The organism is Pseudomonas sp. H2_A10 (genome assembly GCF_054680085.1).
On the sequence record NZ_CP162821.1, the window covers coordinates 2,902,664 to 2,928,013 of the forward strand.

Below are 25,350 nucleotides of genomic sequence, written 5' to 3' on the forward strand. Positions count from 1 at the left end.
GCTATGCTTGGCCCCAAGCAGGAACAGTTGCGTGTCGGTGACCTATCGGCTCGCCATGCCTTATGGCAAGCGGTTACCAACCTTCTCGCAGGCCGGGGAGTGTTCAGACAAAGGATGAGGCTATGGTTCAAGTTCGCAAACTGGTGTTAGCAATAGCGGCCGCCTCGGCGCTGTCCTCCGGTATGGCGCAGGCGCTGCAGCTCGGGGAAATGACCCTCAAGTCGAAGTTGAACCAGCCCCTGTCGGTGGAAATCGAATTGCTGGATGTCGGTGGCCTCACGGCGGCCGAGATCACCCCGAGCCTGGCTTCATCCCAGGCGTTTGTGGATGCGGGCGTGGATCGCCAGGCGTTTCTCAATGACCTGACGTTTACCCCGGTGATCAACCCCAATGGTCGCAGCGTGGTGCGTGTCACCTCCAGCAAGCCGCTGCCTGATTCCTATGTGCGCTTTCTGCTGCAGGTGCAATGGCCCAACGGCCGCCTGATGCGCGACTACAGCGTATTGCTCGACCCGGCCAAATTCGACCAACCCGCACCGGTGGCCAAGGCCGCCGCGCCGCGCTTGAGTGCGCCTGCCAGCAGCGCGCCCGCCGCCAGCACCTCGGCCCAACACACCACCACCTCCCGCGACACCCTGTGGGAAATTGCCGAGAAATACCGCAACGGCGGCTCGGTGCAGCAGACCATGCTGGCCATCCAGGCGTTGAACCCTGGCGCCTTTGTCGGCGGCAATATCAATCGCCTTAAAACCGGCCAGGTGCTGCGCCTGCCGGACACGGTGCAAAGCACGGCGCTGCCGCAACCCCAGGCGATCGCCGAAGTGCGTGCGCAGAACGATGCGTGGCGCCAGGGCCGGCGCTCGGCCAATAACCAGGCCGCCGGCAAACAGCAACTGGACGCCACCAAGCGCACCCAGGCGGGCAACGCACCGTCTACCACCAATGCCAAGGACAATTTGAGCTTGGTTTCGGCCGAAGCGGCCAAGAAGGGTGGCAAAGGCAAGTCCGGTGACAGTCAGGCCCTGAGCGACAAACTGGCGATGACCCAGGAGCAACTGGACACGACTCGCCGCGACAACGAAGAGCTGAAAAGCCGCGCGGCCGATTTGCAAAGCCAGTTGGATAAGCTGCAAAAGCTGATTCAACTGAAGAACGATCAATTGGCCCGTCTGCAGGCGGAAAAAGTCGAGCCGGCCGCGCAACCGACGGCGGTAATGCCCGCACAGTTGGCCACTGAGCCTGCCGCGCCCGTGGCGGCCCCAGCGGCCCCCGTCGCGGCGCCGACGCCCGCGCCCGAGCCGGTCAAGCCAGTCGCTGCGGCTGACACCGCCGAAGGCAAATTCAACGAGCTGCTGACCAACCCGGTTGTGCTTGGCGTTATCGGCGGCGCGGCGGGGCTGGTGGTGCTGTTGCTCCTGCTGCTGTGGGCGCGCCATCGCAACGCCCGCCGTGAAGAGGAAAAGCACCTGCGCATGGCGCGGGCCCTGGCTGAAGAGCCTCTGTTCAGCTCGAACATCGAGCAGGACCTGCCATCGGACAGTTTTGAAGGCCTGGAAACGCCGCCGCCAAACGTCAAGCTGACGGCCGCGCCCGCCCCGGCGCCAGTGCAGCCGGCAGCCGTGGTGCCAACGGTTGCTTCCGTGCTCGCGCCGCTGGCCGTCGCCGTGGCGCCGGTCAACTCCAACGATGCGCTGGCGCAAGCCCAGTCCCATATCGATCGTGGTCATCTGAACCAGGCCGCCGATGTGCTGGAGCAGGCGATCAAGCAGGAGCCCAAGCGCAGCGACCTGCGTTTGAAGCTGATGGAAGTCTACGGCCTGCAAAGCGACAAAGACGGCTTCGTGACCCAGGAACGTCAGTTGGTGGCCAATGGTGAAAACCATGCCCAGGTCGAGCAGCTCAAGTCGCGCTTCCCAGCGATGGCCGTCGTGGCGGCAGGCGTCAGTGCTGCGGTAGCTGCTGCGGCGCTGGATGCTCAGTACGTCAAGGAGTTGCTGGAGGACAAACCGGCAGCTGCGGCGCCTGAACCTGAAGCGGCCGACACCGATTTTGATCTGAGCCTGGACGACCTTGAAGCAGCGTCGCCGGCCGATCCGGATGATGTGTTGAGTTTTGAATCGGTGCTGCAACAGCAAACCGCAGCCAACGAATTGTCGGACTTCGACTTGGATCTGCAAGTGGATGGGCCGGCTTCGACCCTGTCCGATGATGACTTCCTTTCGGGCTTGGAAGAGCAGATGAAGGACGTCCCGGCCGTGGAGCCGCCGACCCTCACCCCCGCAGCGCTGGATGATTTCGATCTGCCGGAAGATTTCGACCTGTCACTGGCGGACGAGCCTCAAGCCGATGCCAAGCCCGATGCCTTCGCGTCCGAACTGGATGATGTCAACGCCGAGCTGGACCGCCTGTCCCAGAGCCTTGAGCATCCTCCTATCGGGCCGTCCTTCACGGCCGAAGACGCTGCACTGGGTGATGATGAGCCGGAGTTCGACTTCCTCTCCGGCGCCAATGAGGTTGCCACCAAGCTGGACCTGGCCCAGGCCTATATCGATATGGGCGATGCGGATGGCGCGAAAGACATCCTGGCCGAAGTGCTGACTGAGGGCGATGAGTCCCAGCGCGGCGAAGCCAAGGAAATGCTCGGCAGAATCTGACGGTTGTGGGAGGCGGCACTCCATAACAAAATCGCCCGCCACCCTTGCGCCGTCTTTATAATGGCCGCCTTTGCGCAACCCATCAGGCTCTCAATTCTTGGCAAATATAGATAACGCGGCCGCCGAAATGGCGGCCGCAGGCTTTCACCGCATCGCCCTGGGCGTGGAATACAAAGGTTCGCGCTATCGCGGCTGGCAGCGCCAGGCATCGGGCGTGCCGACCGTACAGGAAACTCTGGAAAAGGCCCTGTCCAAGGTCGCCGATTCGCCGGTCTCGCTGATGTGCGCCGGGCGTACCGACGCCGGGGTACACGCCTGTGGCCAAGTGGTGCACTTTGACACCCAGGCCGAGCGCACGATGAAGGCGTGGGTGATGGGCGCTAATATCAATCTGCCTCATGATGTGAGCGTCAGTTGGGCCAAGGTCATGCCGGCGCATTTTCATGCACGCTTCAAGGCGATTGCCCGGCGCTATCGCTATGTGATCTACAACGACCAGATCCGCCCGGCGCACCTTAACGAAGAAATTACCTGGAACCACCGCCCGCTGGACGCCGAGCGCATGGCCGAAGCCGCGCAGCATCTGGTGGGCGTGCATGATTTCAGTGCCTTCCGTGCCGGCCAGTGCCAGGCCAAGTCGCCGATCAAGGAGGTGCATCACCTGCGGGTGAGTCGCCACGGCAAGATGATTGTGCTGGACATCCGTGCCGGTGCGTTCCTGCACCATATGGTGCGCAACATTGCCGGCGTGCTGATGACCATCGGCACCGGCGAGCGTCCGGTGGAGTGGGCCAGGGAAGTGCTCGAGAGCCGCATCCGCCGCACGGGTGGCGTCACGGCGCATCCGTTCGGGCTGTATCTGGTCGATGTGGAGTACCGCGACGAGTTCGAACTGCCGGATCGTTTTATCGGGCCACATTTCCTTACCGGTTTCAGCGAACTTGGCGGCTGACGCCCGGAAAAGCTTTTGTTACCATCCGGGACTTTCTCGGCCAAACCCTGAGGTTTCTACGACATGTCAGCCGTTCGCAGCAAGATTTGCGGGATTACCCGCATAGAAGACGCGCTGGCGGCGGTCGAGGCGGGGGCGGATGCCATCGGTTTTGTGTTTTATGCCAAGAGCCCGCGCGCAGTGAATGTGCTGCAGGCGCGTGCGATCATCCAGGCACTGCCGCCGTTCGTCACCACTGTGGGATTGTTCGTCAATGCCAGCCGTTGCGAACTCAACGAAACCCTGGATGCCGTGCCGCTGGACATGCTGCAGTTTCACGGCGACGAAACCCCGGACGAATGTGACAGCTACCAGCGCCCGTACATCAAGGCGCTGCGCGTCAAGGCCGGTGATGACATCGCCGCCGCCTGTGCCGCGTACGCCGGGGCGCGCGGGATCCTGCTCGACACCTACGTCGAAGGTGTACCGGGTGGTACGGGGGAGGCGTTCGATTGGACGCTGATTCCCGAAGGGCTGGGCACGCCGATCATCCTGGCCGGCGGCCTTGACCCGGCGAACGTCGGGGCGGCCATCGCCCAGGTCCGGCCGTATGCCGTGGATGTCAGTGGCGGGGTGGAGCAGGGCAAGGGTATCAAGGACCACGCCAAGATTCGCGCATTCCTACACGCGGTGCGCAACAGCAACGGTGGGATGTGACGGCTGGCAGTCTGCCGCCGTCCATAACTACCACTGTGTAAAACAGTCCGGTGCCGCCTGTGGGTGGCCTGGAAACAGAAGTGGCAACCCTGCACTGGCAGGTTGTCTGGAAGGCTGAGGGTGCGGGTTGGAAATGGCAGGTCGAACGTCTGACCCCGTCCAACTGGCGTCATCGTCACATAAATGAATTTAGCTCAAGGGCATACGCGGGGCTGTGTTCAAGCCACCGGTACTGGAGAAAGAAAGCATGAGCAACTGGTTAGTAGACAAACTGATCCCTTCGATCATGCGTTCCGAGGTGAAAAAAAGCTCGGTTCCTGAAGGTCTGTGGCACAAATGCCCTTCCTGCGACGCGGTGCTGTACCGCCCGGAGCTGGAAAAGACCCTGGACGTTTGCCCCAAGTGCAACCATCACATGCGTATCGGCGCGCGCGCGCGTATCGACATCTTCCTGGATGCCGACGGCCGTAACGAGCTGGGCGCGGACCTGGAGCCGGTTGACCGTCTCAAGTTCCGCGACGGCAAGAAGTACAAGGACCGCCTGAGCGCTGCGCAAAAGCAGACGGGTGAGAAGGATGCCTTGATCTCCGTCAGCGGCAAGCTGCTGGGTATGCCTGTGGTCGTGTCGGCGTTCGAGTTCTCCTTCATGGGCGGCTCCATGGGCGCCATCGTTGGCGAGCGTTTTGTTCGCGCCGCCAACTATGCCCTGGAAAACCGTTGCCCGATGATCTGCTTCGCCGCTTCCGGTGGCGCACGCATGCAGGAAGCGCTGATTTCCCTGATGCAAATGGCCAAGACCTCCGCAGTATTGGCACGTCTGCGCGAAGAAGGTATTCCGTTTATCTCCGTGCTGACCGACCCGGTCTACGGCGGCGTATCCGCCAGCCTGGCGATGCTGGGCGATGTAATCGTCGGCGAGCCGAAAGCCCTGATCGGCTTTGCCGGCCCGCGCGTGATCGAGCAGACCGTTCGCGAAAAACTGCCGGAAGGCTTCCAGCGCAGCGAGTTCCTGCTGGAGCATGGCGCGATCGACATGATCATTGCGCGCGGTGAGTTGCGTCCACGCCTGGGTAACCTGCTGGCGCAAATGATGGGGCTGCCGACGCCGGTCTACATCGCGCCTAAAGTAGAGCCGATTGTCGTACCGCCTGTGCCTGCGAACCTATGACCCAGCGAACCCTGGGCGAATGGCTCGCCTACCTTGAGCAGTTGCATCCGTCCGCCATCGACATGGACCTGGAGCGCTCGCAACAGGTAGCGGCCCGCCTTGGGTTGGGCCGGCCGGCACCGCGTGTGATCACGGTGACCGGCACCAATGGCAAAGGCTCTACCTGCGCCTTCGTTGCCGCGCTGCTGCAAGCCCAAGGGCTGAAAGTGGGCGTGTACAGCTCACCGCACCTGCTGCGCTATAACGAGCGCGTGCAGCTCAATGGTGTCGAAGCCACCGACGAGCAGCTCTGCGAAGCCTTCGCGGCACTGGATGCCGGCCGGGGCGAAACTTCCCTGACTTACTTCGAGATGGGCACCCTGGCGGCGTTCTGGCTGTTCGAGCGCGCGCAACTGGATGTGGTCGTGCTGGAAGTGGGGCTGGGTGGGCGTCTGGACACGGTCAATGTGGTGGATGCGGACCTGGCGCTGGTCACCAGTATTGGCGTGGACCATGCTGACTACCTGGGTAATACCCGTGAGTCCGTGTCCTACGAAAAGGCCGGAATCTTCCGTCAGGGCAAGCCGGCGCTGTGCGGTGATCTGGACCCGCCACAACCCTTGCTGGACAAGGTGCGAGAACTGGCCTGCCCATTTTTCCTGCGGGGGCGCGAATTCAATCTCGAGGTCGGCGAGCAGTCTTGGCAGTGGCGTGGGCGTGATGCCCGAGGTCAAGCCGTAGAGCTGCGCGACCTGCCGCTGCTGAACCTGCCGATGGAAAACGCTGCGCTCGCGCTGCAAGCTTATCTGCTGCTGGATCTGCCGTGGAATGCCGAGCAGATTGCCGCGACCTTGCTGGCGACGCGCGTGGTAGGGCGCCTGGACCGTCGCGTAGTCGACTGGCAGGGCAAGCGCTTGAGCCTCTTGTTGGACGTTGGGCATAACCCCCATGCGGCGGACTATCTGGCCCGGCGTTTGGCGCGCACGGCGCCGGCCGGTCGGCGCCTTGCCGTGTTCGGTTTGCTGGCCGACAAGGACCTGGAGGGTGTGCTTGCACCGTTGTCGAGCAGTGTCCAGGCTTGGGCGGTAGCGCCGCTGGATACGCCGCGCAGTCGTCCGGCGGCAGAACTCGAAGTGGCCTTGCAGAACCTTGGTGCGTCCGTGGCATCGTATGCAAGCGTGACGGCGGCCCTTGAGGCGCAGTGCGCGGTGGCGACGGCGGAGGACGAGATTCTGTTGTTCGGATCATTTTATTGTGTTGCCGAGGCGCTTGAGTGGTTGGCCCGGCGCTCCACGGAGGAAGCTGCACATGGCATTACTCGATAGCGCGTACAAGCAGCGAATGGTTGGAGCCCTGGTTCTGGTGGCGCTGGCGGTGATTTTCCTGCCGATGTTGTTTTCCCGCCAGGACGAGCAACGCCAGGTCGTGGTTGAAGCCCCGGCTGCGCCGCAGGCGCCGGCCTTGCCGCAGGTGCAGGTTGAGCCTGTGGTGGTGCCCGAGCCCCAGGCGTTGCCGGAACAAGAGCCTGTGCCAACGGATGAGGAAGTGGCCGCGCAGCAGGCGCCGTCGATGCCGGTGCAGCCAAGCGTGCCGGTGGTCAAGCCGGCGCCCGCTGCGCCGGCTGTCGCCGCCAAGCCTGCTGCTCCTGCGTCCCCGCCCAAGCCGGTAGCGCCGCAACCTGCGGCGCCAGGCAAGCCGGATGTGGGGCAGAGCCGCATCGACCCGAATGGCTTGCCGATCAGTTGGTCGATCCAGGTGGCCAGCCTGGGCAATCGCGAAGGTGCCGACGCTTTGCAGAAGAAGCTGCGTGCCCAGGGGTACAACGCTTACATCCGCAGTGCCGATGGCAAGAACCGTGTGTTTATCGGGCCGCTGATCGAGCGCGCCGAGGCGGATCGCCTGCGCGATTTGCTGGATCGTCAGCAGAACCTGAAGGGGTTCGTGACCCGTTTCCAGCCTGAGCGCGGCTGATTCCGCATCGATTTCAGCTTGGAATGCAGTTAAGTGTGGGAGGGGGCTTGCTCCCGATAGCGGTGTATCAGTATCAGACTTTCTGACTGACCCACCGCCATCGGGAGCAAGCCCCCTCCCACATTGATGTGTGGTGGGGGTTGAAATGCGATTGGCTCGCCACAAACTATTGATTTGCAAAGCAGCCGCAATCACAGCTTACCGACAGCCCGGCGCTCTGCTAAAATGCGCCGCCTTATCCGTACGTAGGCTGCACTGTGCCATTTACCTGGGTTGATTGGGCGATTGTTGCCATCGTCGCCATCTCCGCGTTGATCAGTCTGAGCCGCGGCTTTGTAAAAGAAGCACTGTCGTTGCTGACCTGGATCATCGCAGGAGTCGTAGCCTGGATGTTTGGTGGTTCATTGTCGGTTTACCTGGCCGGTTACATCGAAACACCTTCGGCTCGCGTCATCGCGGGCTGCGCCATCATGTTCATCGCCACGCTGCTGGTGGGAGCAATGGTCAATTATCTTATTGGCGAGTTGATACGTGTCACCGGCCTCTCCGGGACCGATCGATTTCTCGGCATGGCCTTTGGTGCCGCGCGTGGCGCATTGCTGGTGGTCGTGGCGGTCGGGCTGTTGAGCCTGGGGCCGGTACAGCAGGATTCGTGGTGGCAGGAGTCGGTACTCGTGCCAAAATTTCTATTGGTTGCAGACTGGTCCAAGAACCTCATTTTGGGGTGGAGCAGTCAGTGGCTGGCCAGCGGAATCAGCGTACCCGCTGATCTTCCGTTCAAGGAACACCTCTTGCCGGCCAAAACGCCTCAGTAAGCTGTGTTCAGTCAAGATCCATTAAGTAGGGGTTGCGTCGCATGTGTGGCATCGTCGGTATCGTCGGTAAGTCGAACGTCAATCAGGCGCTGTATGACGCGCTAACCGTCCTCCAGCACCGCGGCCAGGACGCTGCCGGTATTGTGACCAGCCATGACGGCCGGTTATTCCTGCGCAAGGATAATGGCCTGGTGCGTGACGTGTTCCACCAGCGTCACATGCAGCGGCTGGTCGGGCACATGGGCATTGGTCATGTGCGTTACCCGACTGCCGGCAGCTCGACCTCGGCCGAAGCTCAACCGTTTTACGTCAACTCGCCTTACGGCATCACCCTGGCGCATAACGGCAACCTGACCAACGTGGAACAACTGGCCAAGGAGATTTACGAATCTGACCTGCGCCACGTCAACACCAGTTCCGACTCGGAAGTGCTGCTCAACGTGTTTGCCCACGAGCTGGCCCAGCGCGGCAAGCTGCAGCCGACCGAAGAAGACGTGTTCGCCGCCGTGATCGATGTGCACAACCGTTGCGTCGGTGGTTATGCCGTGGTGGCGATGATCACCGGTTACGGCATCGTTGGTTTCCGCGACCCGCACGGCATCCGCCCGATCGTGTTCGGCCAGCGTCACACCGACGAAGGCGTCGAGTACATGATCGCTTCCGAAAGCGTGTCCCTGGATGTGCTGGGCTTTACCCTGATCCGCGACCTCGCGCCGGGCGAAGCGGTGTACATCACCGAAGATGGCAAGCTGCACACCCGCCAGTGCGCCGTGGCGCCGAAACTCACCCCGTGCATCTTCGAACACGTCTACCTGGCGCGTCCGGATTCGATCATCGATGGTGTTTCGGTATACAAGGCGCGCCTGCGCATGGGCGAGAAGCTGGCCGACAAGATCCTGCGCGAGCGTCCCGAGCACGATATCGATGTGGTCATCCCGATCCCGGACACCAGCCGCACCGCCGCGCTGGAACTGGCCAACCACCTGGGCGTCAAGTTCCGCGAAGGCTTCGTCAAGAACCGCTACATCGGTCGTACATTCATCATGCCGGGCCAGGCGGCGCGCAAGAAGTCGGTACGCCAGAAGCTCAACGCCATCGAGCTGGAATTTCGCGGCAAGAACGTGATGCTGGTGGATGACTCCATCGTGCGCGGTACCACCTGTAAGCAGATCATCCAGATGGCCCGCGAAGCCGGGGCGAAGAACGTGTACTTCTGTTCCGCCGCGCCTGCCGTGCGTTACCCGAACGTGTACGGTATCGACATGCCGAGCGCCCACGAATTGATCGCCCACAACCGCAGCACCCAGGACGTGGCCGACCTGATCGGCGCCGATTGGCTGATCTATCAGGACCTGCCGGACCTGATCGAAGCGGTCGGTGGTGGCAAGATCAAGATCGAGCAGTTCGACTGCGCGGTGTTCGACGGCAAATATGTGACCGGTGACGTCGACGAGGTCTACCTGAACAAGATCGAGCAGGCGCGTAACGACTCCTCGAAGATCAAGACCCAGGCGGTCAGCGCGATCATCGATCTGTACAACAACTGAGTAGACACCGGCCCTGAGGGGCCGGTTTTGCATCATAAATAAAGCATTGAGCAAGGAGTGGCAGCATGAGTCAGGAATGGGATGCCGGTCGGTTGGACAGCGACCTCGATGGCGTAGCTTTCGATACTCTGGCTGTGCGCGCAGGCCAGCACCGGACCCCTGAAGGTGAGCACGGCGACCCGATGTTCTTCACCTCCAGCTATGTGTTCCGCACGGCAGCCGATGCGGCTGCGCGCTTTGCTGGCGAGGTGCCGGGCAATGTCTACTCGCGCTACACCAACCCGACCGTGCGTGCGTTCGAAGAGCGTATCGCGGCCCTGGAAGGTGCCGAGCAGGCAGTGGCGACGGCGACCGGCATGGCGGCGATCCTGGCGGTGGTGATGAGCCTGTGCAGTGCCGGCGACCATGTGCTGGTGTCGCGTAGTGTGTTCGGTTCGACCATCAGCCTGTTCGAGAAGTACTTCAAGCGCTTCGGCATCGAAGTGGACTACGTGCCCTTGGCCGATCTGTCCGGTTGGGATGCGGAGATCAAGGCCAACACCAAATTGTTGTTCGTCGAGTCGCCCTCGAACCCGCTGGCTGAATTGGTGGATATCGCTGCGCTGTCCGAAGTCGCTCATGCCAAGGGCGCCATGCTGGTAGTCGACAACTGCTTCTGCACGCCTGCGTTGCAGCAGCCGCTGAAGCTGGGCGCGGACGTTGTGGTGCACTCGGCCACCAAGTTCATCGACGGCCAGGGCCGTTGCATGGGCGGTGTGGTGGCCGGTCGTGGCGAGCAGATGAAGGAAGTGGTGGGCTTCCTGCGCACCGCCGGCCCGACCTTGAGCCCGTTCAACGCCTGGATTTTTCTCAAGGGCCTGGAAACCCTGAGCCTGCGCATGAAAGCCCATTGCGCCAATGCCCAGGCCCTGGCCGAGTGGTTGGAGCAGCAGGACGGCATCGAAAAAGTCCACTACGCCGGGCTCCGGAGCCATCCGCAACACGAATTGGCGCAGCGCCAGCAGCGTGGTTTCGGCGCGGTGGTGAGCTTCGAAGTGAAGGGGGGCAAAGAGGGGGCGTGGCGCTTTATCGATGCGACGCGCCTGATCTCCATCACGGCTAACCTGGGCGACAGCAAAACCACGATTACCCATCCGAGTACCACTTCCCACGGCCGTCTGGCGCCGCAGGAGCGTGAGGCGGCGGGTATTCGTGACAGTCTGATCCGCATCGCGGTGGGCCTGGAAGACGTGGCTGACCTGCAGGCAGACCTGGCTCGCGGGTTGGCGGCGTTGTGATCGAGTGGTCCATGGAAGCCGCGGCGGCCACTAACGGGCGCGTCGCGCTGGTGACAGGCGCTGCGCGAGGCATTGGCCTTGGGATCGCGGCGTGGTTGATCAGTGAAGGTTGGCAAGTGGTGTTGACCGACCTGGACCGCGAGCGCGGTGCCAAGGTGTCCAAGGTGCTGGGTGAAAACGCCTGGTTCATCACCATGGATGTGGCCGATGAGAAGCAGGTCGCCCAAGGCGTTGCCGAAGTGCTCGGGCAGTTTGGCCGCCTGGATGCGTTGGTGTGCAACGCGGCGGTGGCCGACCCGCGCAATATCACCCTGGAAAGCCTTGACCTGGCCTACTGGAATCGCGTGCTGGCGGTGAACCTCAGTGGGCCGATGTTGCTGGCCAAGCACTGCGCGCCTTACCTGCGTGCCCACGGCGGCGCGATCGTCAACCTGGCATCGACGCGGGCCCGTCAATCGGAGCCGGACACCGAAGCTTATGCGGCGAGCAAGGGCGGTTTGTTGGCCTTGACGCACGCGCTGGCCATCAGCCTCGGGCCGGAGGTGCGGGTCAATGCCGTCAGCCCTGGCTGGATCGATGCGCGTGATCCTGCCGCACGGCGTGCCGAGCCTTTGACCGACGCAGATCACGCCCAGCATCCGGCGGGCAGGGTGGGCACAGTCGAGGACGTGGCTGCGATGGTGGCGTGGCTGCTGTCGCGCCAGGCGGGCTTTGTGACCGGGCAGGAGTTTGTGGTGGACGGCGGCATGAGCAAGAAGATGATTTACAGCGAGTAGGGCCGGCAGCGGTCTTGAAGCAATTTTGTCTTTTTCAGAAAAACTTCAAGCAGGCTATTGACTTAGGTCTGCTACCTGCGTAAATTTCGCGGCCTCAACGAAGCAAAGGGTGATTAGCTCAGCTGGGAGAGCATCTGCCTTACAAGCAGAGGGTCGGCGGTTCGATCCCGTCATCACCCACCACTTCTTGAGAGTTTTGCCCTTGGGCAAGACGCAACGTTAAAGGTTGCACCGACGCGCAGCGGTAGTTCAGTCGGTTAGAATACCGGCCTGTCACGCCGGGGGTCGCGGGTTCGAGTCCCGTCCGCTGCGCCATATTTTCCAGGTTCGAGTTATCGGGCTTGAGATCGAACAGCCAAGGTTGCTCGGTCAGACGTTTAAAGACGGTTGAGGGTTTACGCTCAGCCAGTCAAGCGATACGCAGCGGTAGTTCAGTCGGTTAGAATACCGGCCTGTCACGCCGGGGGTCGCGGGTTCGAGTCCCGTCCGCTGCGCCATATCTGCCTCAAGGCCCACTGAACGCCTTGAAGCACAAAGAAAGCCATTGGCTGCTTTGATCCGATAGCAAAGACCCTGGTCGAAAGACCGGGGTTTTTTGTGTCTGCGATTTGGTGATGTGTTGCGAGAGCCGGCGAGCCGGCCCCCTTGGCAGTGTCAGAACCCCAACTTGTCCCGCAAGCCGTAGTACCAAGCCCCCAGCGCCGCAAACGGCGTGCGCAACAGTTGCCCGCCCGGGAACGGGTAGTGCGGCAGGTCGGCAAACGCGTCAAAACGTTCGGCCTGGCCTCTCAATGCTTCGGCCAGTACCTTGCCTGCCAGGTGCGTGTAGGTCACGCCATGGCCGCTGCAGCCCTGCGAGTAGTAAATGTTGTCACCCAGGCGACCCACCTGCGGCAGTCGCGACAAGGTCAGTAGGAAATTGCCGGTCCAGGCGTAGTCGATCTTCACATCCTTGAGTTGCGGGAAGGCCTTGAGCATTTTCGGCCGGATGATTGCCTCGATATTCGCCGGATCGCGCGCGCCGTACACCACGCCGCCGCCGAAGATCAGGCGCTTGTCGCTCGTAAGGCGGTAGTAGTCGAGCAGGTAGTTGCAGTCTTCCACGCAGTAATCCTGCGGCAGAAGCGTCCTGGCGAGTTCGTCCCCCAGTGGCGCGGTGGTGATCACCTGTGTGCCGCACGGCATTGACTTGGCCGCCAGCTCCGGCACCAGGTTGCCCAGGTAGGCATTGCCCGCGACGATGATGAACTTGGCCCGGACCTTGCCCTCGGCGGTGTGCACCACCGGATTGGCGCCGCGCTCGATACGCACCGCCGCCGATTGCTCATAGATCGTGCCGCCCAGCGACTCCACCGCGGCCGCTTCACCGAGCGCCAGGTTGAGCGGGTGGATATGCCCGCCACTCATGTCCAGCAGGCCGCCGACATAATTGTCGCAGGCCACCACCTCGCGGATACGGCGTTCGTCCAGCAACTCCAGCTGCGTATGGCCGTAGCGCTCCCACAGGCGCTTCTGCGACTCCAGATGGCCCATGTGCTTGCTGTTGAGCGCGGCGAACACGCCGCCGTCCTTCAGGTCGCACTGGATCTGATACTTGGCGACCCGCTCGCGAATGATCCTGCCGCCCTCGAACGCCATCTGCCCCAGCAGTTGGGCTTGCTGAGCCCCGACGCTGCGCTCAATCACATCGATATCGCGGCTGTAACTGTTGACGATCTGCCCGCCATTGCGGCCCGACGCGCCAAAGCCCACCTTGGCGGCTTCCAGTACCGTCACGCGAAAACCGTTCTCCAGCAGAAACAGCGCGCTGGACAAGCCCGTATAGCCGGCGCCGATCACGCAGACATCGGTTTCGACGTCGCCTTGCAACGTCGGGCGAGGCGGAACGGCATTCGCGGAAGCGGCGTAATACGATTGGGGGTAGGGGGTGTTCGCCATCCTGGAACCTCTGTTTTATATTTTTTACGAGTGGCCAGATCCTACCTCAGTTGAAAATTGCCTGCCAGCCACCCGGAAAAGGCGGGTGTGCCAGCTGCAAATAAAAAATTCGCATATTCATAGGCTTAGCTGCAAAAAAGAGGTTGACACCCCTGCGCAATTCCGTAGAATGCCGCCTCACAGCAGGCACGTAGCTCAGTTGGTTAGAGCACCACCTTGACATGGTGGGGGTCGTTGGTTCGAGTCCAATCGCGCCTACCAAACAAAATCCGCTCTGCTGGGCGGTCTAGAGGGGTCATCGGAAACGGTGACCCCTTTTTGCTGTCTGCGATTTGCAAAACGTTGCTAATCCCACCTCAGAACGCCAGCTCTGCATCCTCCTTGCCAACCCGACCTCGTGCTGAGGCCGGTTCAAGAGGGACGCTCGGTGTATTCCCAGTGAAATCAGCGAGCCCGCTGTTTGAGGTACTCGACGAAAGGCTCGATGTCGCTGCTGCAGAGCAGATGGGCCACTGCGCGAACCTCCGCCTCGGGCCACTCCCACCAGGCGGATTGTTCAAGGATTTGGCGAGTCGGTTCATCGAAACGCCAGCGGATGTGCTTGGCCGGGTTGCCTCCGACGATGGAGTAGGGCGCGACGTTTTTTGTTACCACTGAACCGGCCGCGACCACTGCGCCATTGCCGATGGTGATGCCAGACAAAATGATGGCATGGGAGCTTATCCAGCAATCGTTGCCAATGCTGACGTCGCCGTTGCTGCCGCCGAAGTCGGTGATGTGAGCAAGCGCCTTGATCTTCGCCGGGAATGGATAGCAGCTGAGCCAATCGGTGCGATGGTGGCCGCCCAGATAGACTTCGACATCGCCTGCGATAGAGGTATAGGCGCCTACGCGCAGGGTGGTGCCTTCATTCCAGTCGTGGACTTTCACATCACCATAGGTGCCCAGGCCGAAGCTGTACTTCGGGTAACGGTTACGCAATTTCTGGGTGGAACGTTCCAGCGCAGTCATTGCCCGTAACGCTTTGCGTTCCTGATGTTCGCGCCATTTACGCAGTAGCTTCATGCCTTGGCCTTTCGCAGATCTTGAAAACAGTGCGCCATCCTGATGACTGCGCGCGTGCGATGCAAGATCGGCGTGCCATTAGTCTTGCCCGGCCTCTGCTGTTCAAGCCGGCACCGTTCAATTAGCGCTGACGCCTTGCGCCGACAAAATTTATTGGTTCACAGCAACAATTTTTCTTGTTGGACACCTCCCGCTTCCAGGCAGCAAAGTTGCCGCCACTGACGCTCGCCCTTACGGGTCAACAATAAAAAACCGAGCCGACTGCACGCCACTTCCTGCTGTGAACCCTTTGTTCACATCCTGCTGTAATGGCGCCGCAGCGCGCACTTAAGGACTTCATCGCCATGCAAACTGTTGTGAACTTATGGCCGTTGATCGGCGTACTTGTGATCGTGGTTGGCTTTGTTTTGCGCTTCAATCCGCTGTTGGTGGTCACCGCCGCCGCTATCGCCACCGGGCTTGCCGCCCATTTCCCGCTGGAAAAAATCCTCGCCACCATGGGTGATGGCTTCCTTCAAACCCGTGCCCTGCAATTGATCCTGTTACTGCCCCTGGCGGTCATCGGCTTGCTGGAGCGCCATGGGCTGCGCCTGCATGCGCAGAACTGGATTGCACGATTTGAGCGCGCCACGGTTGGGCGCCTGTTGATCATCTACCTGTTTGTGCGCGAATCCACGGCCGCCATGGGCTTGACCAGCCTGGGCGGGCACCCGCAGATGGTGCGCCCGTTGCTCGCGCCGATGGCCGAAGGCGCCGCTGAAAAGCGCTACGGCAAACTGCCCGACAAGCTGCGCCACAAGGTCTTGGCCATGTGCGCGGCGACGGACAACGTCGGTCTGTTTTTTGGCGAAGATATCTTTGTGGCCTTTGGTGCGATTGCACTGATGCACACCTTTCTTCTGGGTTCGGGGATTGATGTCGAGCCGCTGCATATCGCGGTGTGGGGGGTTCCCACGGCGATCTGTGCGTTTATTATCCACGCGATCCGCTTGCATCGCTTTGATCGAAGGCTCACCCGCGAGCTGACGCCCGCCGCGACGTCCGTGGAGGCTGCGCAATGATTATCTCCATTCAATACCTGTACTGGCTTGCCGGCGTGCTGCTGCTCATTACCGCAGGCATGATCCTGATGGATCGCGCCCATCCTAAACGTTGGTCCAGCGCACTGTTCTGGCTGTTGTTCGCGATCCCGTTCCTGGTCGGGGAGCGGCTGCCATCGGTGGCCATCGGCGTGGGCGTGGTGGTGATGGCGTTGATCGCAGGATTGGGCGGTGTCGGTCGCGGTAGCCATGCCGAGTTGCATGACAAGGCCTCCCGCGCCAGTGCCGGGCGCCTGGGGCACAAACTGTTTATCCCGGCCTTGGCCATCCCGCTGACCACGGTGATCGGCTCTGTAGTGCTCAAGCACACCGAGATCGGCGGCGTGCCGCTGCTGGACCCGAAAAACACCACGTTTGTTTCGCTTGGCATCGGTTGCCTGATCGCCCTCGGCCTGGCCTGTTGGCTGACCCGCGACACACCGGTGCAAGCCTTGCGCGAGTCGCGTCGCCTCACTGAGGCCTTGGGCTGGGCCATGGTGCTGCCGCAGATGCTGGCGATGCTCGGGTTGTTGTTCAACGAAGCCGGGGTCGGCACGGCCGTTGCGCACGTCACCACCACCTATATCAACCTGGATTACAAGTTGGTGGCCGTGATGGTCTATGTGTTGGGCATGGCCCTGTTCACCGTGATCATGGGCAATGGCTTCGCGGCATTCCCGGTGATGACCGGCGGGGTCGGGGTGCCGGTGTTGGTGGGCATCTACGGCGGTAACCCGGCGGTAATGGCCGCCATCGGCATGTTTTCCGGTTATTGCGGTACCCTGATGACGCCAATGGCGGCCAACTTCAATATCGTGCCGGCGGCGTTGCTGGAGTTGCCGGACAAGAACGCGGTGATCAAGGCGCAGTTGCCGACAGCGTTGATGATGCTGGTGGTCAATATCGTGCTGCTTTATCTGTTGATGTGAGGCCGGGATGCGAACGGTATTGCTGACGGGCTTCGAGCCCTTTGACCAAGACTCGGTGAACCCGTCCTGGGAGGCTGCGCGCCGACTGGATGGTTTTAAAATCGACGAACAGGTGACAATCGTCGCGCGTAGGTTGCCCTGCGCGTTCACCACCGCGGGCGAATGCCTGGTGAAGCTGATCGAGGAGTTGCGTCCGGCAATGGTGATTGCCACAGGCCTGGCAACCGGGCGCAGCGAGATATCCATCGAGCGGGTAGCGATCAATATCAACGACGCGCGCATCCCCGATAACCTGGGTGAGCAGCCCGTCGACACGGCGGTTGTGGCCGGTGGTCCGGCGGCTTATTTCTCGACGCTGCCGATCAAGGCCATGGTCAGGGCGGTGCGCGAGGCGGGCATTGCGGCGTCGGTGTCGCAGACGGCGGGGACCTTTGTCTGCAATCAGGTGTTCTACCGTTTGCAACATGTGCTGACGGGCTCAGAGGTGCGCAGTGGGTTTATCCATGTGCCCAGTCAATCGTCGATGGCGTTGCCTACCTTGGTAGATGGGCTGCGTAGCGCAGTGTCGGCGGCGTGGAACACGCCGGTGGATGTGGTCGAAGGTGGCGGCCAGGTGAGTTGACGTGGCGCATTACTCATCAACTTCAACTACAGTTCAATCACGTCCCGGCCTTGGATTATCGTCATGATCAAATCGTTGAAGTTCGTGTCTGTTGCGCTGTCGATTGTGCTGTTTGCCGGGAGCGGCATGGCGCTGGCTGATCCAGGCAATGGCAAGGGGCAAGGTAACAATAAAGGCAATAGCCAAGGCGGGCAGGGCCATGACAAGCCCAAAGGCAAAGGTGGGTCGAGCAGCCACGGCCCTAGTGTTGATCGCGGCAGCGTGCTGAATGTGTTGGGGGGGTATCGCGACTACTGGAGCCCGGGGCCGTCTTTACCGCCGGGTATCCAGAAGAACCTGGCGCGCGGCAAGCCGCTGCCACCGGGTATTGCCAAAAAACTCGATGGCCGTTTATTGGGCCAGTTGCCCCGTTACGACGGGTATGAGTGGCAGCAGGCGGGCACCGACCTGATATTGGTGGCTGTCGCGACAGGCATTATCTACGAAGTGCTCAATGGCGCCTTTGATTGAGCCGATGCTTCCTGTGCTTTACGCCCAGGGAAAAACAGCTCGAAACGCGTCACGCCTTCGTCGCTGCTGACGCTGTAGCGGCCGTTATGCAACTGCATGATGGTCGCCACAATGGACAGGCCCAACCCGTTGGAGTGGGCCGACCGTTCCCTGGATTCGTCCACCCGGTAAAACCGCTCGAACAGCCGCGATAAATGCTCGGCGGGGATGGTTTCACCCTGGTTGTTGACGCACAACTGAATGCCTTCAGCGTTTGGAACCGCCTGGATCACCAGTTCGGAGTTCGGCGCCCCGTATTTGATGGCGTTGGCGCACAAATTTGCCAGGGCCCGACGCAGCAGCATCGGTTCAGCCCAGATCACACCTTTCCCTTCGGCGCGAATATTGATGTTTACGTCGCTCGCCAAGCCTTCAAAGTAATCGGCGATGCGTTGCACTTCATCGGCTGCGCTGAGTTCCTGGCGTTGGCGCAGGGCGCTGGCCGGGTCGGTGCGCGCCAGAAACAACATGTTGTCGAGCATTCGCGCCAGGCGCTCCAGCTCCTCGACGTTGGAGGCCAGGAGTTGCTGGTAGTTTTCGATGCTGCGCGGCTGTTGCAGGGCGACCTGGGTTTCCCCCAGCAGGTTGTTGATTGGCGTGCGCAGTTCGTGGGCCATGTCGGTGGCCACCTGCCCCAGTTGCACAAAGCTCTTGGCCAGGCGCTCCAGCATGGTATTGAACGAGTCAATCATCGGCAGCAGTTCTTTCGGCGCGCCGTGGCTGTCGAGGCGTTCTGCGAGGTTGCCTACGCCAATATTCTCGGCATGTCGTGCCAGGCGCCTCAACGGCAGCAGGCCGCGATACACCAGTAGATAGCCTGCCAGCGCGAGAATAATTGCAGCGATACTCGCCAGGATATAAACGCTGAGCCGGTAGCTGGCGAGCATGGCGGTGCGCTCGGTCATCAGGCGCCCGCTGGTAACTTGCAGGCTGCCCAGGTCGCCGGAGTCGATGGAGGCGGCGAGAGTGGAGAAGGGCACGCCATTCAGGCCTGGCAGATGCTGCACATCGCTTAGCGCAAGCACGTGATCCTTGGGCACCGGTTTGATTGTCGGCAAGTCTATATTGGCGGGGTTTACCAGTAGCAGCGGCGCTTGGCCGGGCGCGGCGATGCTCAGCACTGATTCACGGTTGCCCAACATGTTCTGGAACAATTCCGGCTTGGTCTTGATCAGATCCAGCGTGTTGCTGTCGTTGAGCAGGTTGCGCAACTGGTCCACACGGGAGATCAACTGGGCGTCGTCGCGGCGGATCAACTCGCGCTCCAGCTCGCGATACAACGCCACCCCCAGTGTTGCCAGCAGGGCGAAGGCGAGCAGCGCGAAAATCAGCGCCAGGCGCAGGGTCAGTGAATAATGCCGACGAGTGCTCATGGCTGGGTATCGAAGCGGTAGCCGATGCCCCGCACGCTGTGGATCAACTTGAGCGGGAACGGGTCGTCGACTTTAAGGCGCAGGCGCCGCACGGCGACGTCCACCACGTTCGTGTCGCTGTCGAAGTTCATGTCCCAGACCCTGGAGGCGATCAGAGAACGTGAGAGCACTTGGTCCTGGTGGGTGGCGAACAGGTGCAACAATGCGAACTCCTTGTTGGTCAGGGTAATGCGCGTGCCGGCGCGGGTGACGCGACGCTTGAGCACATCGATTTGCAGATCGGCGATGTGCAGTTGCTCTTCTTCACGGATCGGGCCGCGACGGGTCAGGGTGCGTAGGCGCGCCACCAGTTCGGCGAAGGAAAACGGCTTGATCAGGTAATCATCGGCGCCCAGTTCCAGGCCTTTGATGCGGTCGGCAATATCATCGCGCGCCGTCAGGAAAAGTACCGGCGTGTCGGTTTCCTTGCGCAGGCGGCGCAGCACTTCCCAACCGTCCATTTTCGGCATCATCACATCCAGCACGATCACGTCGAACGGCGTTTCCAGGGCCAGGTGCAGGCCGTCCACGCCATCCCGGGCGAGGCTTACGGAGTAGCCCAATTCCTGCAAGCCATTGAGCAGGTAGTTGCCGGCCTTGGGTTCGTCTTCGACTACGAGGATGTTCATGGGAGATGCCCTGATTCAATACGTGGCGCCAGTGTAGCCCGATCAATTGTCACTGGCGCAGCCGGTGCCCTGGACCTGATAGTCGAGCACGTGTTCGCGGCCCTGGTGGTCGAGGTAGTCGAGCCGGGCGGGGACGATGCCGCACTGGCCGTTGGTGTCGCTGCTCGACAGCACTTTGGCCACGTCCAGATGCACGAAAAAGCCGGTCTTGTCGTGGATAACAGTGTTCTGGTCAGCAGCAAATACCGGGCCGGTGGCCAACAGCGCGGCAATGGCGAGGGTTAACAGTTTCATGGCGGTCTCTCGTTTAAAAAGGGGGGCTGCCAGGTCATGGCAGTGCGCTCACGGTAACCAGTGCACCCGAACAGCCGGCCAACAGGATGATGACAAGTTCGTAATGATTGGCGGCGCGACACACCCGCAGCGTTTACAAGTCGTGGGGTGATCCGTAGATTGCATCGGGCCGATTATTCGTTTCAGCTCACGAGGAAGCTCCGCAGTGTCCATCCGAGGTTCAGCCGTCTTTGCCCGCCGTTACCGCGCTTTCCTGTTCGATATGGATGGAACCCTGCTCAACTCCATCGCCGCCGCCGAGCGAGTGTGGAGCATCTGGGCTGAACGCCATGGGTTGGATGTGGCGGCGTTCCTGAAGACCATTCATGGTGCCCGCGCAATCGATACCATCACGCGCCAGGCCCTGCCCGGCGTGGATCCTGAAGTTGAGGCGCAATGGATTACCGAGGCTGAAATCAAGGATGTGCGGGGCGTCGTGGCGATTCCCGGGGCCATCGAATTTTTAAAGCGCTTGCCCGCTGATCAGTGGGCGTTGGTGACCTCTGCGCCCCGGAAGCTGGCACTACGTCGGCTCGAAGCGGCGGGGATCGCGGCGCCGGCAGCGCTGGTTACCGCCGAAGACGTGGCTATCGGCAAGCCGAACCCCGCTTGTTATGTGTTGGGTGCGCAACGCTTGGGGGTGTCGGTGCAAGATTGCCTGGTATTTGAAGACGCTGCGGTGGGCATTCGAGCCGGGGAGGCAGCGGGGGCGGATGTGATGGTCGTGACGTCGACGCACTCTGTGCCTATGGTCACGCGTCATCCGTCGATTGAGGGGTATGGGCAGTTGCAGGTGCAGCGCGACGCCGATGGCTTGCTGCGTTTGCAACACACGACGGGCTGACGCAAAAAGGCCGAGCCGCGTTATCGGGCTCGGCCTGCTTTTTTTGGCCCGGGCCGCTGGCACAGCTTACGCTGCACGGCCTTCTGGATGGGCTTGAGGCAGAATATGAACAAATAGCCGCACAGCAGCAATGCCAGGTCCAGCGGCGAGCGCGCGGCGCCTGTGCCTTCTACTTCGAGCCTCAGGCCATACTCCAAACCGACAAATACCAGCCCTATCAGCAGGGTGATCACCCAGGATCTGGGGAGAAATGGCTGCACGGCAGTGGGCCTCATCGACGCGCGCCAGAATGCGCACGAGTGGCAGGATGTCAGTCAGGGGATTCGGCCGTAGAGCGCGCGACAAGTTCCGGGCGTGAAGACAGTTTCATCTTGGGGCGCGGATGAAATAAAGGGCGCTGCGAACCGCGCAACACAAACAAGGACAGTCCGGAGGGGTTTTCGCCAGCCGTTACAGTGAACGAAAGGGCTGGCTACTGAGGGCGCTTCAAGGCGTCTGGTTTTTGTCCGGAGCGGTCAGGCCAGCCTGGATGCGCTGATAGATTTCCTCGCGATGCACGGCAACATCCTTGGGTGCGTTGATGCCGATTCGTACTTGCTGGCCGCTGACGCCCAGGATGGTGATAGTAATGTCATCACCGATGTTTATGCTTTCACCGACTTTGCGGGTGAGTATAAGCATGGACTTCTCCTTGATTACTTTTAAGGACACATGTTTCAGACAGGGCTGGTGTCGGATGTATGTAGCTTACTGCTAAGCGCGTCCCTGTGACTGCCTCTTTTAGGACGCATAGAGGCGGCATTAATTCCCGTGGCGGCATCATACAGGTCTGGGATACATCATTCGCATTGTTTAAGCCAACGTTTATGACGGCCAGAATAGACAGTGAATGATAAAGTCGCCTCTTTATCCGTTGAAGGAGCAGGGTAGTGCGTAAAGTAGCGATGGCAATGGCGGTGTTGGCATTGGCCGGATGCGGTGAGGGCAAGCCTGTCGATACCCCCAAGGCCAAGCCCGCCGCGACCGAAAGCCAGCCACAAACCGGCGCAATTGCCGCCCAGGAATGGGACCTGCGGGTAGGGCCGCCTGATCATAAGTTGCAGGCAATCACCGACCTGACCGCCTGGTTGCTCGAACACGGTTTCAACTTCTATATCGTGAAGGTCGACGGCAAGGATGAGGTTTTGCTGGGCCCATTCGCCACCAGGGCCGAGGCCGAGGCCAAGCAGACGCTGCTGAACGAAAAAATGGCCCGCGCCAAGAAAAACGACACCGTCTCCGAAATTATCGAGCACAAGGCCGCGCAGTAACAGGCCGATTGGGCGGCGGCGCCGCCCATGTTCAACCGCAGGCTTTAAGGTTCACCGGGCCGACAAATTCATTGCCGCGCCCCATCACACACGCCACGGTCTGATTACGCTGGCGCTCCCAGGCTTGTACCGGGTAGGTCTTGTTCCAGGCCTCATACAGCTGGCGATCCTGTTTCGACAGGCGCAAGCCATACTGTTTGCTCATGTAGAAATACGTGCGCGCAATCATCCCGCGAATGGACGGGCGCGGCATGACCTTCTTGGCCTTGAAGTCCACCTGGGTCAGACAGGAGCCGTACTGCCCGCTTTGCACCGGCAGCCAGCCAAAACTAAAATTGTTACGGTCACCGTTGACCTCGCCGATGCTCGGCACCAGGTTGTGCAAGTCGGCTTCGGCGCGCTTGAACACATTGTCATTGCGCGTGCAGTTCTTGCGCCCACCGTTCTGCCAGCATTGGCGCTGGTGCCCGATTTGCCAGGCCGGAACAATATGCTCCCACTCGATGCGCGCTGCGCGGCTGGCGTTCTTGCGGGGGATATAACCGCAGGCCTTCAGGTCCACGCGGTTGCCGGTGTATTTGCAGCCGCAATAGAACTCGGTGGACTGCGGCGAATAGAGCTTCCAGGCGACTTTCTTGGCTTCGCTGAAGGTTCGGGGCGCCTGCGCGTGGGCGGTAATGGCAAAAAACAGGCAGCACAGAGCAATAAAACGGGCACTCATCGAATCAATCTTCCTTCGGCACAACCCAGAAAATCTGCACGCCGCCATCGTCGCGATAAGCGAGGGTAACGTTGTCGTTCTCTGCAATTTCCTCCAGCAAACGCTGCCACTCATCCTCGGGCTCGTCCGGTAGACGGAAAATCAACGCGGCCTTGGCTTTTTGGGCGTTGGTGGAGTTGATGATCTTTTGCACACGAATAGCCAGGCGCTCATAGGCATCAGGCGGGGTAGGCGCTGCGGAAGAGGACTTTGCCACGGGGTATTCCTTAATAAGCTGTACGCACATACAGTATTTAACTGCGGGCGATTTCGCAACTACTTAAAACTCAAGAAGTTCGTCTGACAGCGAATTGGGAGGCTTGGCGTAGGACGCAGAGTGGGATAGGGCGGGAAGCGAGGAAGGTAGAGGCGGGCATGCCCGCCTCTACAGAGGTGTCAGCGCGAATCAATACTCCCAGAACATCCGTTGCAGCTCTTTGCTGTCCTGGGTCTTGGTCAGGGCGACCATTGCCAGAATCCGCGCTTTCTGCGGGTTCAGGTCAAGGGCTGCAACCCAGTCGTATTTGTCGTCTGGCTGTTCGGCATTGCGCAGCACCATGCCGCCGGCATTTACGTGGGAAGAGCGAATGATCTGCACGCCTTGCTTGCGCAGTTCCACCAGGGCAGGGACGACTTTGGACGACACCGAACCATTACCGGTACCGGCGTGGATGATGGCTTTGGCGCCAGCCTGGGCCAGGGCCTTGTAGGCGGTGTCGCTCACGTTGCCGTAGCCGTAGGCGATTTCGACATCGGGCAGGCTCTTGATGTTCTTGATGTCGAATTCCGAATCCATGGTGTGACGCTTGGCCGGCAGGCGGAACCAGTAGGATTTGCCTTCAACTACCATGCCCAATGGGCCCCATGGGCTTTTGAACGCTTCGGTCTTGATGTTGATCATCTTGCTGACGTCGCGACCCGATTGGATCTCGTCGTTCATGGTCACCAGCACGCCTTTACCGCGCGCGTCCTTGCTGCCGGCTACGGCCACGGCGTTGTACAGGTTGAGCATGCCGTCGGCCGACATGGCGGTGCCCGGGCGCATGGAGCCGACCACCACGATAGGCTTGTCGGTTTTTTCCACCAGGTTCAGGAAGTAGGCGGTCTCTTCCAGGGTGTCGGTACCGTGGGTGATCACGATGCCATCAACGTCTTTGCTGTCGGCCAGTTCGGCGACGCGGCGACCCAGTTGCAGCAGGTTTTCGTTGTTGATGCTTTCGGATGCAATTTGCATCACTTGTTCGCCGCGCACGTTGGCGATCTGGCTCAGTTCAGGCACACCGGCGATCAACTGCTCGATACCGACTTTGGCCGCCTGGTAGGTGGCGCTATTGGCCGCACTGGCGCCAGCGCCGGCAATGGTGCCGCCGGTAGCGAGGATCACTACGTTGGACAGTTTGGTCTTGGCTTCAACTTCCTTTGCCTGGGCGGCAACGGGGAACAGCAGCAGAAGGGCTAATGCGCCCGGGACAAAGTTCTTCAATGCAGATTTCATTATTTTTCTCTCTGGTTTTTGATGAGTGCTGTAGCCGGTTCATCTAGAACACCCGGGCGGTGCTGAATGCCACGAGGCGCCTGTTAGGAGCAGGATCTGTACCAGGCTGATGGTATTTATGAATATAAATTAACTATTTGATATGTAAGGATTTTCAGTGTTTTCAACAGGCTTCTGGCCGAACCGTCGTCCGGCTTTCCGAACAACCTGAAGTGTCGCGTTCGGTTGTCCGAAAAATATGACAAAAAAATCCTGGAAGGCTCGAAAAAAACGGCGTTTCAGAAAATCATGGCGAGCGCTGGCTGTTTAAGGGGGGGCCAGCACGGGGCGCCAAGGCAGGCGCCAGAGGCCTTGCATGAAAGGCTGTGTTCTACCGTTGACAAATCTCGACAAGGTTCGCATAGTTTGAATAACGCAAACGTTTGCGAGATGTTTCGCTGGATGCTCCCTGAGCCCTGTGATCACTCGTACCAGCCTCCCGGGTGGGGGGCTGCCGAAGCGTCTTTCGGTGCAAGCGTTGCTCACAATAATCATAAGATCGGAGTGAACC

Annotated in this window: 26 protein-coding genes and 4 tRNA genes; 20 read left to right on the top strand and 10 right to left on the bottom strand. The window is 60.7% G+C overall.

Annotated elements, in window-relative coordinates:
• The first annotated feature begins 122 nt into the window (after positions 1–122).
• The 13 genes from AB4O23_RS13490 (at position 123) to AB4O23_RS13550 (ending at position 12,332) form a co-directional block, all read left to right on the top strand.
• Entirely contained in the window at positions 123–2,654 is a 2,532-nt protein-coding gene (locus tag AB4O23_RS13490) for a FimV/HubP family polar landmark protein (RefSeq protein ID WP_137219791.1), read from the top strand.
• A gap of 127 nt (positions 2,655–2,781) precedes the next feature.
• Positions 2,782–3,606, top strand: coding sequence for a tRNA pseudouridine(38-40) synthase TruA (gene truA / locus AB4O23_RS13495; RefSeq protein ID WP_020379920.1), 825 nt, complete (start codon positions 2,782–2,784; stop codon positions 3,604–3,606).
• A gap of 63 nt (positions 3,607–3,669) precedes the next feature.
• Positions 3,670–4,302, top strand: a complete 633-nt coding sequence (locus AB4O23_RS13500; protein ID WP_017530185.1) for a phosphoribosylanthranilate isomerase — start codon at positions 3,670–3,672, stop codon at positions 4,300–4,302.
• Positions 4,303–4,549: 247 nt separating this feature from the next.
• Positions 4,550–5,470, top strand: a complete 921-nt coding sequence (accD, locus tag AB4O23_RS13505; RefSeq protein ID WP_017530184.1) for an acetyl-CoA carboxylase, carboxyltransferase subunit beta — start codon at positions 4,550–4,552, stop codon at positions 5,468–5,470.
• The gene (gene folC, locus AB4O23_RS13510) at positions 5,467–6,774 is read left to right on the top strand and encodes a bifunctional tetrahydrofolate synthase/dihydrofolate synthase (protein ID WP_460150520.1); all 1,308 of its coding nucleotides are present in this window, start codon (positions 5,467–5,469) and stop codon (positions 6,772–6,774) included. Before accD ends, folC begins: the two co-directional genes overlap by 4 nt.
• A complete protein-coding gene (locus AB4O23_RS13515) occupies positions 6,758–7,420 on the top strand; it encodes an SPOR domain-containing protein (protein ID WP_068931619.1) in 663 nt (220 codons plus the stop codon). Before folC ends, AB4O23_RS13515 begins: the two co-directional genes overlap by 17 nt.
• 257 nt (positions 7,421–7,677) lie before the next feature.
• Positions 7,678–8,235, top strand: a complete 558-nt coding sequence (locus tag AB4O23_RS13520) for a CvpA family protein (RefSeq protein ID WP_003192538.1) — start codon at positions 7,678–7,680, stop codon at positions 8,233–8,235.
• A gap of 41 nt (positions 8,236–8,276) precedes the next feature.
• Complete coding sequence (purF, locus tag AB4O23_RS13525) at positions 8,277–9,782, top strand: amidophosphoribosyltransferase (protein ID WP_460089250.1); 1,506 nt, start codon at positions 8,277–8,279, stop codon at positions 9,780–9,782.
• Between the two features lie 65 nt (positions 9,783–9,847).
• Positions 9,848–11,059 (top strand): O-succinylhomoserine sulfhydrylase, encoded by a 1,212-nt coding sequence (locus AB4O23_RS13530; protein WP_460063553.1) that lies wholly within the window; start codon positions 9,848–9,850, stop codon positions 11,057–11,059.
• 11 nt (positions 11,060–11,070) lie between these two features.
• The gene (locus AB4O23_RS13535) at positions 11,071–11,835 is read left to right on the top strand and encodes an SDR family oxidoreductase (protein ID WP_020379919.1); all 765 of its coding nucleotides are present in this window, start codon (positions 11,071–11,073) and stop codon (positions 11,833–11,835) included.
• Positions 11,836–11,942: 107 nt separating this feature from the next.
• Positions 11,943–12,018: transfer RNA gene (locus AB4O23_RS13540), tRNA-Val, on the top strand.
• A gap of 55 nt (positions 12,019–12,073) precedes the next feature.
• Positions 12,074–12,150: transfer RNA gene (locus tag AB4O23_RS13545), tRNA-Asp, on the top strand.
• A 105-nt stretch (positions 12,151–12,255) separates the two neighbouring features.
• Positions 12,256–12,332, top strand: a tRNA-Asp gene (locus AB4O23_RS13550).
• Between the two features lie 157 nt (positions 12,333–12,489).
• Here the strand turns inward: AB4O23_RS13550 and AB4O23_RS13555 are convergent.
• Positions 12,490–13,773 (bottom strand): NAD(P)/FAD-dependent oxidoreductase, encoded by a 1,284-nt coding sequence (locus AB4O23_RS13555; RefSeq protein ID WP_017531157.1) that lies wholly within the window; start codon positions 13,771–13,773, stop codon positions 12,490–12,492.
• A 184-nt stretch (positions 13,774–13,957) separates the two neighbouring features.
• Between AB4O23_RS13555 and AB4O23_RS13560 the strand changes: the two genes are divergently transcribed.
• Positions 13,958–14,034, top strand: a tRNA-Val gene (locus AB4O23_RS13560).
• A gap of 183 nt (positions 14,035–14,217) precedes the next feature.
• On the opposite strand, the gene AB4O23_RS13565 is transcribed toward AB4O23_RS13560, so the two are convergent.
• The gene (locus AB4O23_RS13565; RefSeq protein ID WP_017531156.1) at positions 14,218–14,838 is read right to left on the bottom strand and encodes a CatB-related O-acetyltransferase; all 621 of its coding nucleotides are present in this window, start codon (positions 14,836–14,838) and stop codon (positions 14,218–14,220) included.
• Positions 14,839–15,182: 344 nt separating this feature from the next.
• On the opposite strand from AB4O23_RS13565, the gene AB4O23_RS13570 reads away from it, so the two are divergent.
• The 4 genes from AB4O23_RS13570 (at position 15,183) to AB4O23_RS13585 (ending at position 17,978) form a co-directional block, all read left to right on the top strand.
• Positions 15,183–15,899, top strand: a complete 717-nt coding sequence (locus tag AB4O23_RS13570) for a DUF969 domain-containing protein (protein ID WP_460063557.1) — start codon at positions 15,183–15,185, stop codon at positions 15,897–15,899.
• A complete protein-coding gene (locus AB4O23_RS13575; RefSeq protein ID WP_017531154.1) occupies positions 15,896–16,846 on the top strand; it encodes a DUF979 domain-containing protein in 951 nt (316 codons plus the stop codon). The genes AB4O23_RS13570 and AB4O23_RS13575 overlap by 4 nt, the downstream gene beginning before the upstream one ends.
• 7 nt (positions 16,847–16,853) lie before the next feature.
• On the top strand, positions 16,854–17,468 hold the full coding sequence (gene pcp / locus AB4O23_RS13580; protein ID WP_017531153.1) for a pyroglutamyl-peptidase I: 615 nt from the start codon (positions 16,854–16,856) through the stop codon (positions 17,466–17,468).
• A 63-nt stretch (positions 17,469–17,531) separates the two neighbouring features.
• Positions 17,532–17,978: an anti-virulence regulator CigR family protein gene (locus tag AB4O23_RS13585; RefSeq protein ID WP_017531152.1), complete on the top strand. Its 447-nt coding sequence runs from the start codon at positions 17,532–17,534 to the stop codon at positions 17,976–17,978.
• On the opposite strand, the gene AB4O23_RS13590 is transcribed toward AB4O23_RS13585, so the two are convergent.
• The 3 genes from AB4O23_RS13590 to AB4O23_RS13600 are packed head-to-tail and all read right to left on the bottom strand — an operon-like array spanning position 17,948 to position 20,352.
• Complete coding sequence (locus AB4O23_RS13590; RefSeq protein ID WP_460063561.1) at positions 17,948–19,390, bottom strand: heavy metal sensor histidine kinase; 1,443 nt, start codon at positions 19,388–19,390, stop codon at positions 17,948–17,950. The genes AB4O23_RS13585 and AB4O23_RS13590 overlap by 31 nt on opposite strands.
• Positions 19,387–20,058 carry a heavy metal response regulator transcription factor gene (locus AB4O23_RS13595; RefSeq protein ID WP_065877645.1) on the bottom strand — a complete coding sequence of 224 codons (672 nt, stop codon included), beginning with the start codon at positions 20,056–20,058 and terminating at the stop codon, positions 19,387–19,389. The genes AB4O23_RS13590 and AB4O23_RS13595 overlap by 4 nt, the downstream gene beginning before the upstream one ends.
• A 42-nt stretch (positions 20,059–20,100) precedes the next feature.
• Positions 20,101–20,352 carry a DUF2790 domain-containing protein gene (locus AB4O23_RS13600; RefSeq protein ID WP_017531149.1) on the bottom strand — a complete coding sequence of 84 codons (252 nt, stop codon included), beginning with the start codon at positions 20,350–20,352 and terminating at the stop codon, positions 20,101–20,103.
• 205 nt (positions 20,353–20,557) lie between these two features.
• On the opposite strand from AB4O23_RS13600, the gene AB4O23_RS13605 reads away from it, so the two are divergent.
• A complete protein-coding gene (locus tag AB4O23_RS13605) occupies positions 20,558–21,235 on the top strand; it encodes an HAD-IA family hydrolase (RefSeq protein WP_017531148.1) in 678 nt (225 codons plus the stop codon).
• A 20-nt stretch (positions 21,236–21,255) separates the two neighbouring features.
• On the opposite strand, the gene AB4O23_RS13610 is transcribed toward AB4O23_RS13605, so the two are convergent.
• Together AB4O23_RS13610 and csrA are read right to left on the bottom strand one after the other, a co-directional pair.
• Positions 21,256–21,510, bottom strand: a complete 255-nt coding sequence (locus AB4O23_RS13610; RefSeq protein ID WP_065877643.1) for a hypothetical protein — start codon at positions 21,508–21,510, stop codon at positions 21,256–21,258.
• A gap of 211 nt (positions 21,511–21,721) precedes the next feature.
• Positions 21,722–21,916 (bottom strand): carbon storage regulator CsrA, encoded by a 195-nt coding sequence (gene csrA, locus AB4O23_RS13615; RefSeq protein WP_003192511.1) that lies wholly within the window; start codon positions 21,914–21,916, stop codon positions 21,722–21,724.
• Between the two features lie 263 nt (positions 21,917–22,179).
• On the opposite strand from csrA, the gene AB4O23_RS13620 reads away from it, so the two are divergent.
• Positions 22,180–22,545, top strand: a complete 366-nt coding sequence (locus AB4O23_RS13620) for an SPOR domain-containing protein (RefSeq protein ID WP_068934134.1) — start codon at positions 22,180–22,182, stop codon at positions 22,543–22,545.
• Between the two features lie 31 nt (positions 22,546–22,576).
• Here AB4O23_RS13620 and AB4O23_RS13625 read toward each other — a convergent pair whose 3' ends face one another.
• From AB4O23_RS13625 to AB4O23_RS13635, 3 genes are all read right to left on the bottom strand, one after another.
• Complete coding sequence (locus tag AB4O23_RS13625) at positions 22,577–23,266, bottom strand: endonuclease (RefSeq protein WP_017531145.1); 690 nt, start codon at positions 23,264–23,266, stop codon at positions 22,577–22,579.
• Positions 23,267–23,270: 4 nt separating this feature from the next.
• Positions 23,271–23,522 (bottom strand): DUF1654 domain-containing protein, encoded by a 252-nt coding sequence (locus AB4O23_RS13630; RefSeq protein ID WP_017531144.1) that lies wholly within the window; start codon positions 23,520–23,522, stop codon positions 23,271–23,273.
• 189 nt (positions 23,523–23,711) lie between these two features.
• On the bottom strand, positions 23,712–24,800 hold the full coding sequence (locus AB4O23_RS13635; protein ID WP_017528197.1) for an asparaginase: 1,089 nt from the start codon (positions 24,798–24,800) through the stop codon (positions 23,712–23,714).
• Positions 24,801–25,350 lie beyond the last annotated feature (550 nt).

What these genes read in the sequence shown, in the direction of transcription:
- AB4O23_RS13530 (WP_460063553.1), top strand. Translation starts at nt 9,848, where the DNA reads ATGAGTCAGGAATGGGATGCCGGTCGGTTGGACAGCGACCTCGATGGC.
- AB4O23_RS13575 (WP_017531154.1), top strand. Translation starts at nt 15,896, where the DNA reads ATGATTATCTCCATTCAATACCTGTACTGGCTTGCCGGCGTGCTGCTG.
- AB4O23_RS13535 (WP_020379919.1), top strand. Translation starts at nt 11,071, where the DNA reads ATGGAAGCCGCGGCGGCCACTAACGGGCGCGTCGCGCTGGTGACAGGC.
- AB4O23_RS13590 (WP_460063561.1), bottom strand. Translation starts at nt 19,390, where the DNA reads ATGAGCACTCGTCGGCATTATTCACTGACCCTGCGCCTGGCGCTGATT.
- AB4O23_RS13565 (WP_017531156.1), bottom strand. Translation starts at nt 14,838, where the DNA reads ATGAAGCTACTGCGTAAATGGCGCGAACATCAGGAACGCAAAGCGTTA.
- AB4O23_RS13500 (WP_017530185.1), top strand. Translation starts at nt 3,670, where the DNA reads ATGTCAGCCGTTCGCAGCAAGATTTGCGGGATTACCCGCATAGAAGAC.
- AB4O23_RS13625 (WP_017531145.1), bottom strand. Translation starts at nt 23,266, where the DNA reads ATGAGTGCCCGTTTTATTGCTCTGTGCTGCCTGTTTTTTGCCATTACC.
- AB4O23_RS13610 (WP_065877643.1), bottom strand. Translation starts at nt 21,510, where the DNA reads ATGAGGCCCACTGCCGTGCAGCCATTTCTCCCCAGATCCTGGGTGATC.
- AB4O23_RS13490 (WP_137219791.1), top strand. Translation starts at nt 123, where the DNA reads ATGGTTCAAGTTCGCAAACTGGTGTTAGCAATAGCGGCCGCCTCGGCG.
- AB4O23_RS13620 (WP_068934134.1), top strand. Translation starts at nt 22,180, where the DNA reads ATGGCAATGGCGGTGTTGGCATTGGCCGGATGCGGTGAGGGCAAGCCT.
- AB4O23_RS13585 (WP_017531152.1), top strand. Translation starts at nt 17,532, where the DNA reads ATGATCAAATCGTTGAAGTTCGTGTCTGTTGCGCTGTCGATTGTGCTG.
- purF (WP_460089250.1), top strand. Translation starts at nt 8,277, where the DNA reads ATGTGTGGCATCGTCGGTATCGTCGGTAAGTCGAACGTCAATCAGGCG.
- AB4O23_RS13600 (WP_017531149.1), bottom strand. Translation starts at nt 20,352, where the DNA reads ATGAAACTGTTAACCCTCGCCATTGCCGCGCTGTTGGCCACCGGCCCG.
- AB4O23_RS13555 (WP_017531157.1), bottom strand. Translation starts at nt 13,773, where the DNA reads ATGGCGAACACCCCCTACCCCCAATCGTATTACGCCGCTTCCGCGAAT.
- truA (WP_020379920.1), top strand. Translation starts at nt 2,782, where the DNA reads ATGGCGGCCGCAGGCTTTCACCGCATCGCCCTGGGCGTGGAATACAAA.
- AB4O23_RS13570 (WP_460063557.1), top strand. Translation starts at nt 15,183, where the DNA reads ATGCAAACTGTTGTGAACTTATGGCCGTTGATCGGCGTACTTGTGATC.
- folC (WP_460150520.1), top strand. Translation starts at nt 5,467, where the DNA reads ATGACCCAGCGAACCCTGGGCGAATGGCTCGCCTACCTTGAGCAGTTG.
- pcp (WP_017531153.1), top strand. Translation starts at nt 16,854, where the DNA reads ATGCGAACGGTATTGCTGACGGGCTTCGAGCCCTTTGACCAAGACTCG.
- AB4O23_RS13595 (WP_065877645.1), bottom strand. Translation starts at nt 20,058, where the DNA reads ATGAACATCCTCGTAGTCGAAGACGAACCCAAGGCCGGCAACTACCTG.
- accD (WP_017530184.1), top strand. Translation starts at nt 4,550, where the DNA reads ATGAGCAACTGGTTAGTAGACAAACTGATCCCTTCGATCATGCGTTCC.
- AB4O23_RS13515 (WP_068931619.1), top strand. Translation starts at nt 6,758, where the DNA reads ATGGCATTACTCGATAGCGCGTACAAGCAGCGAATGGTTGGAGCCCTG.
- AB4O23_RS13635 (WP_017528197.1), bottom strand. Translation starts at nt 24,800, where the DNA reads ATGAAATCTGCATTGAAGAACTTTGTCCCGGGCGCATTAGCCCTTCTG.
- csrA (WP_003192511.1), bottom strand. Translation starts at nt 21,916, where the DNA reads ATGCTTATACTCACCCGCAAAGTCGGTGAAAGCATAAACATCGGTGAT.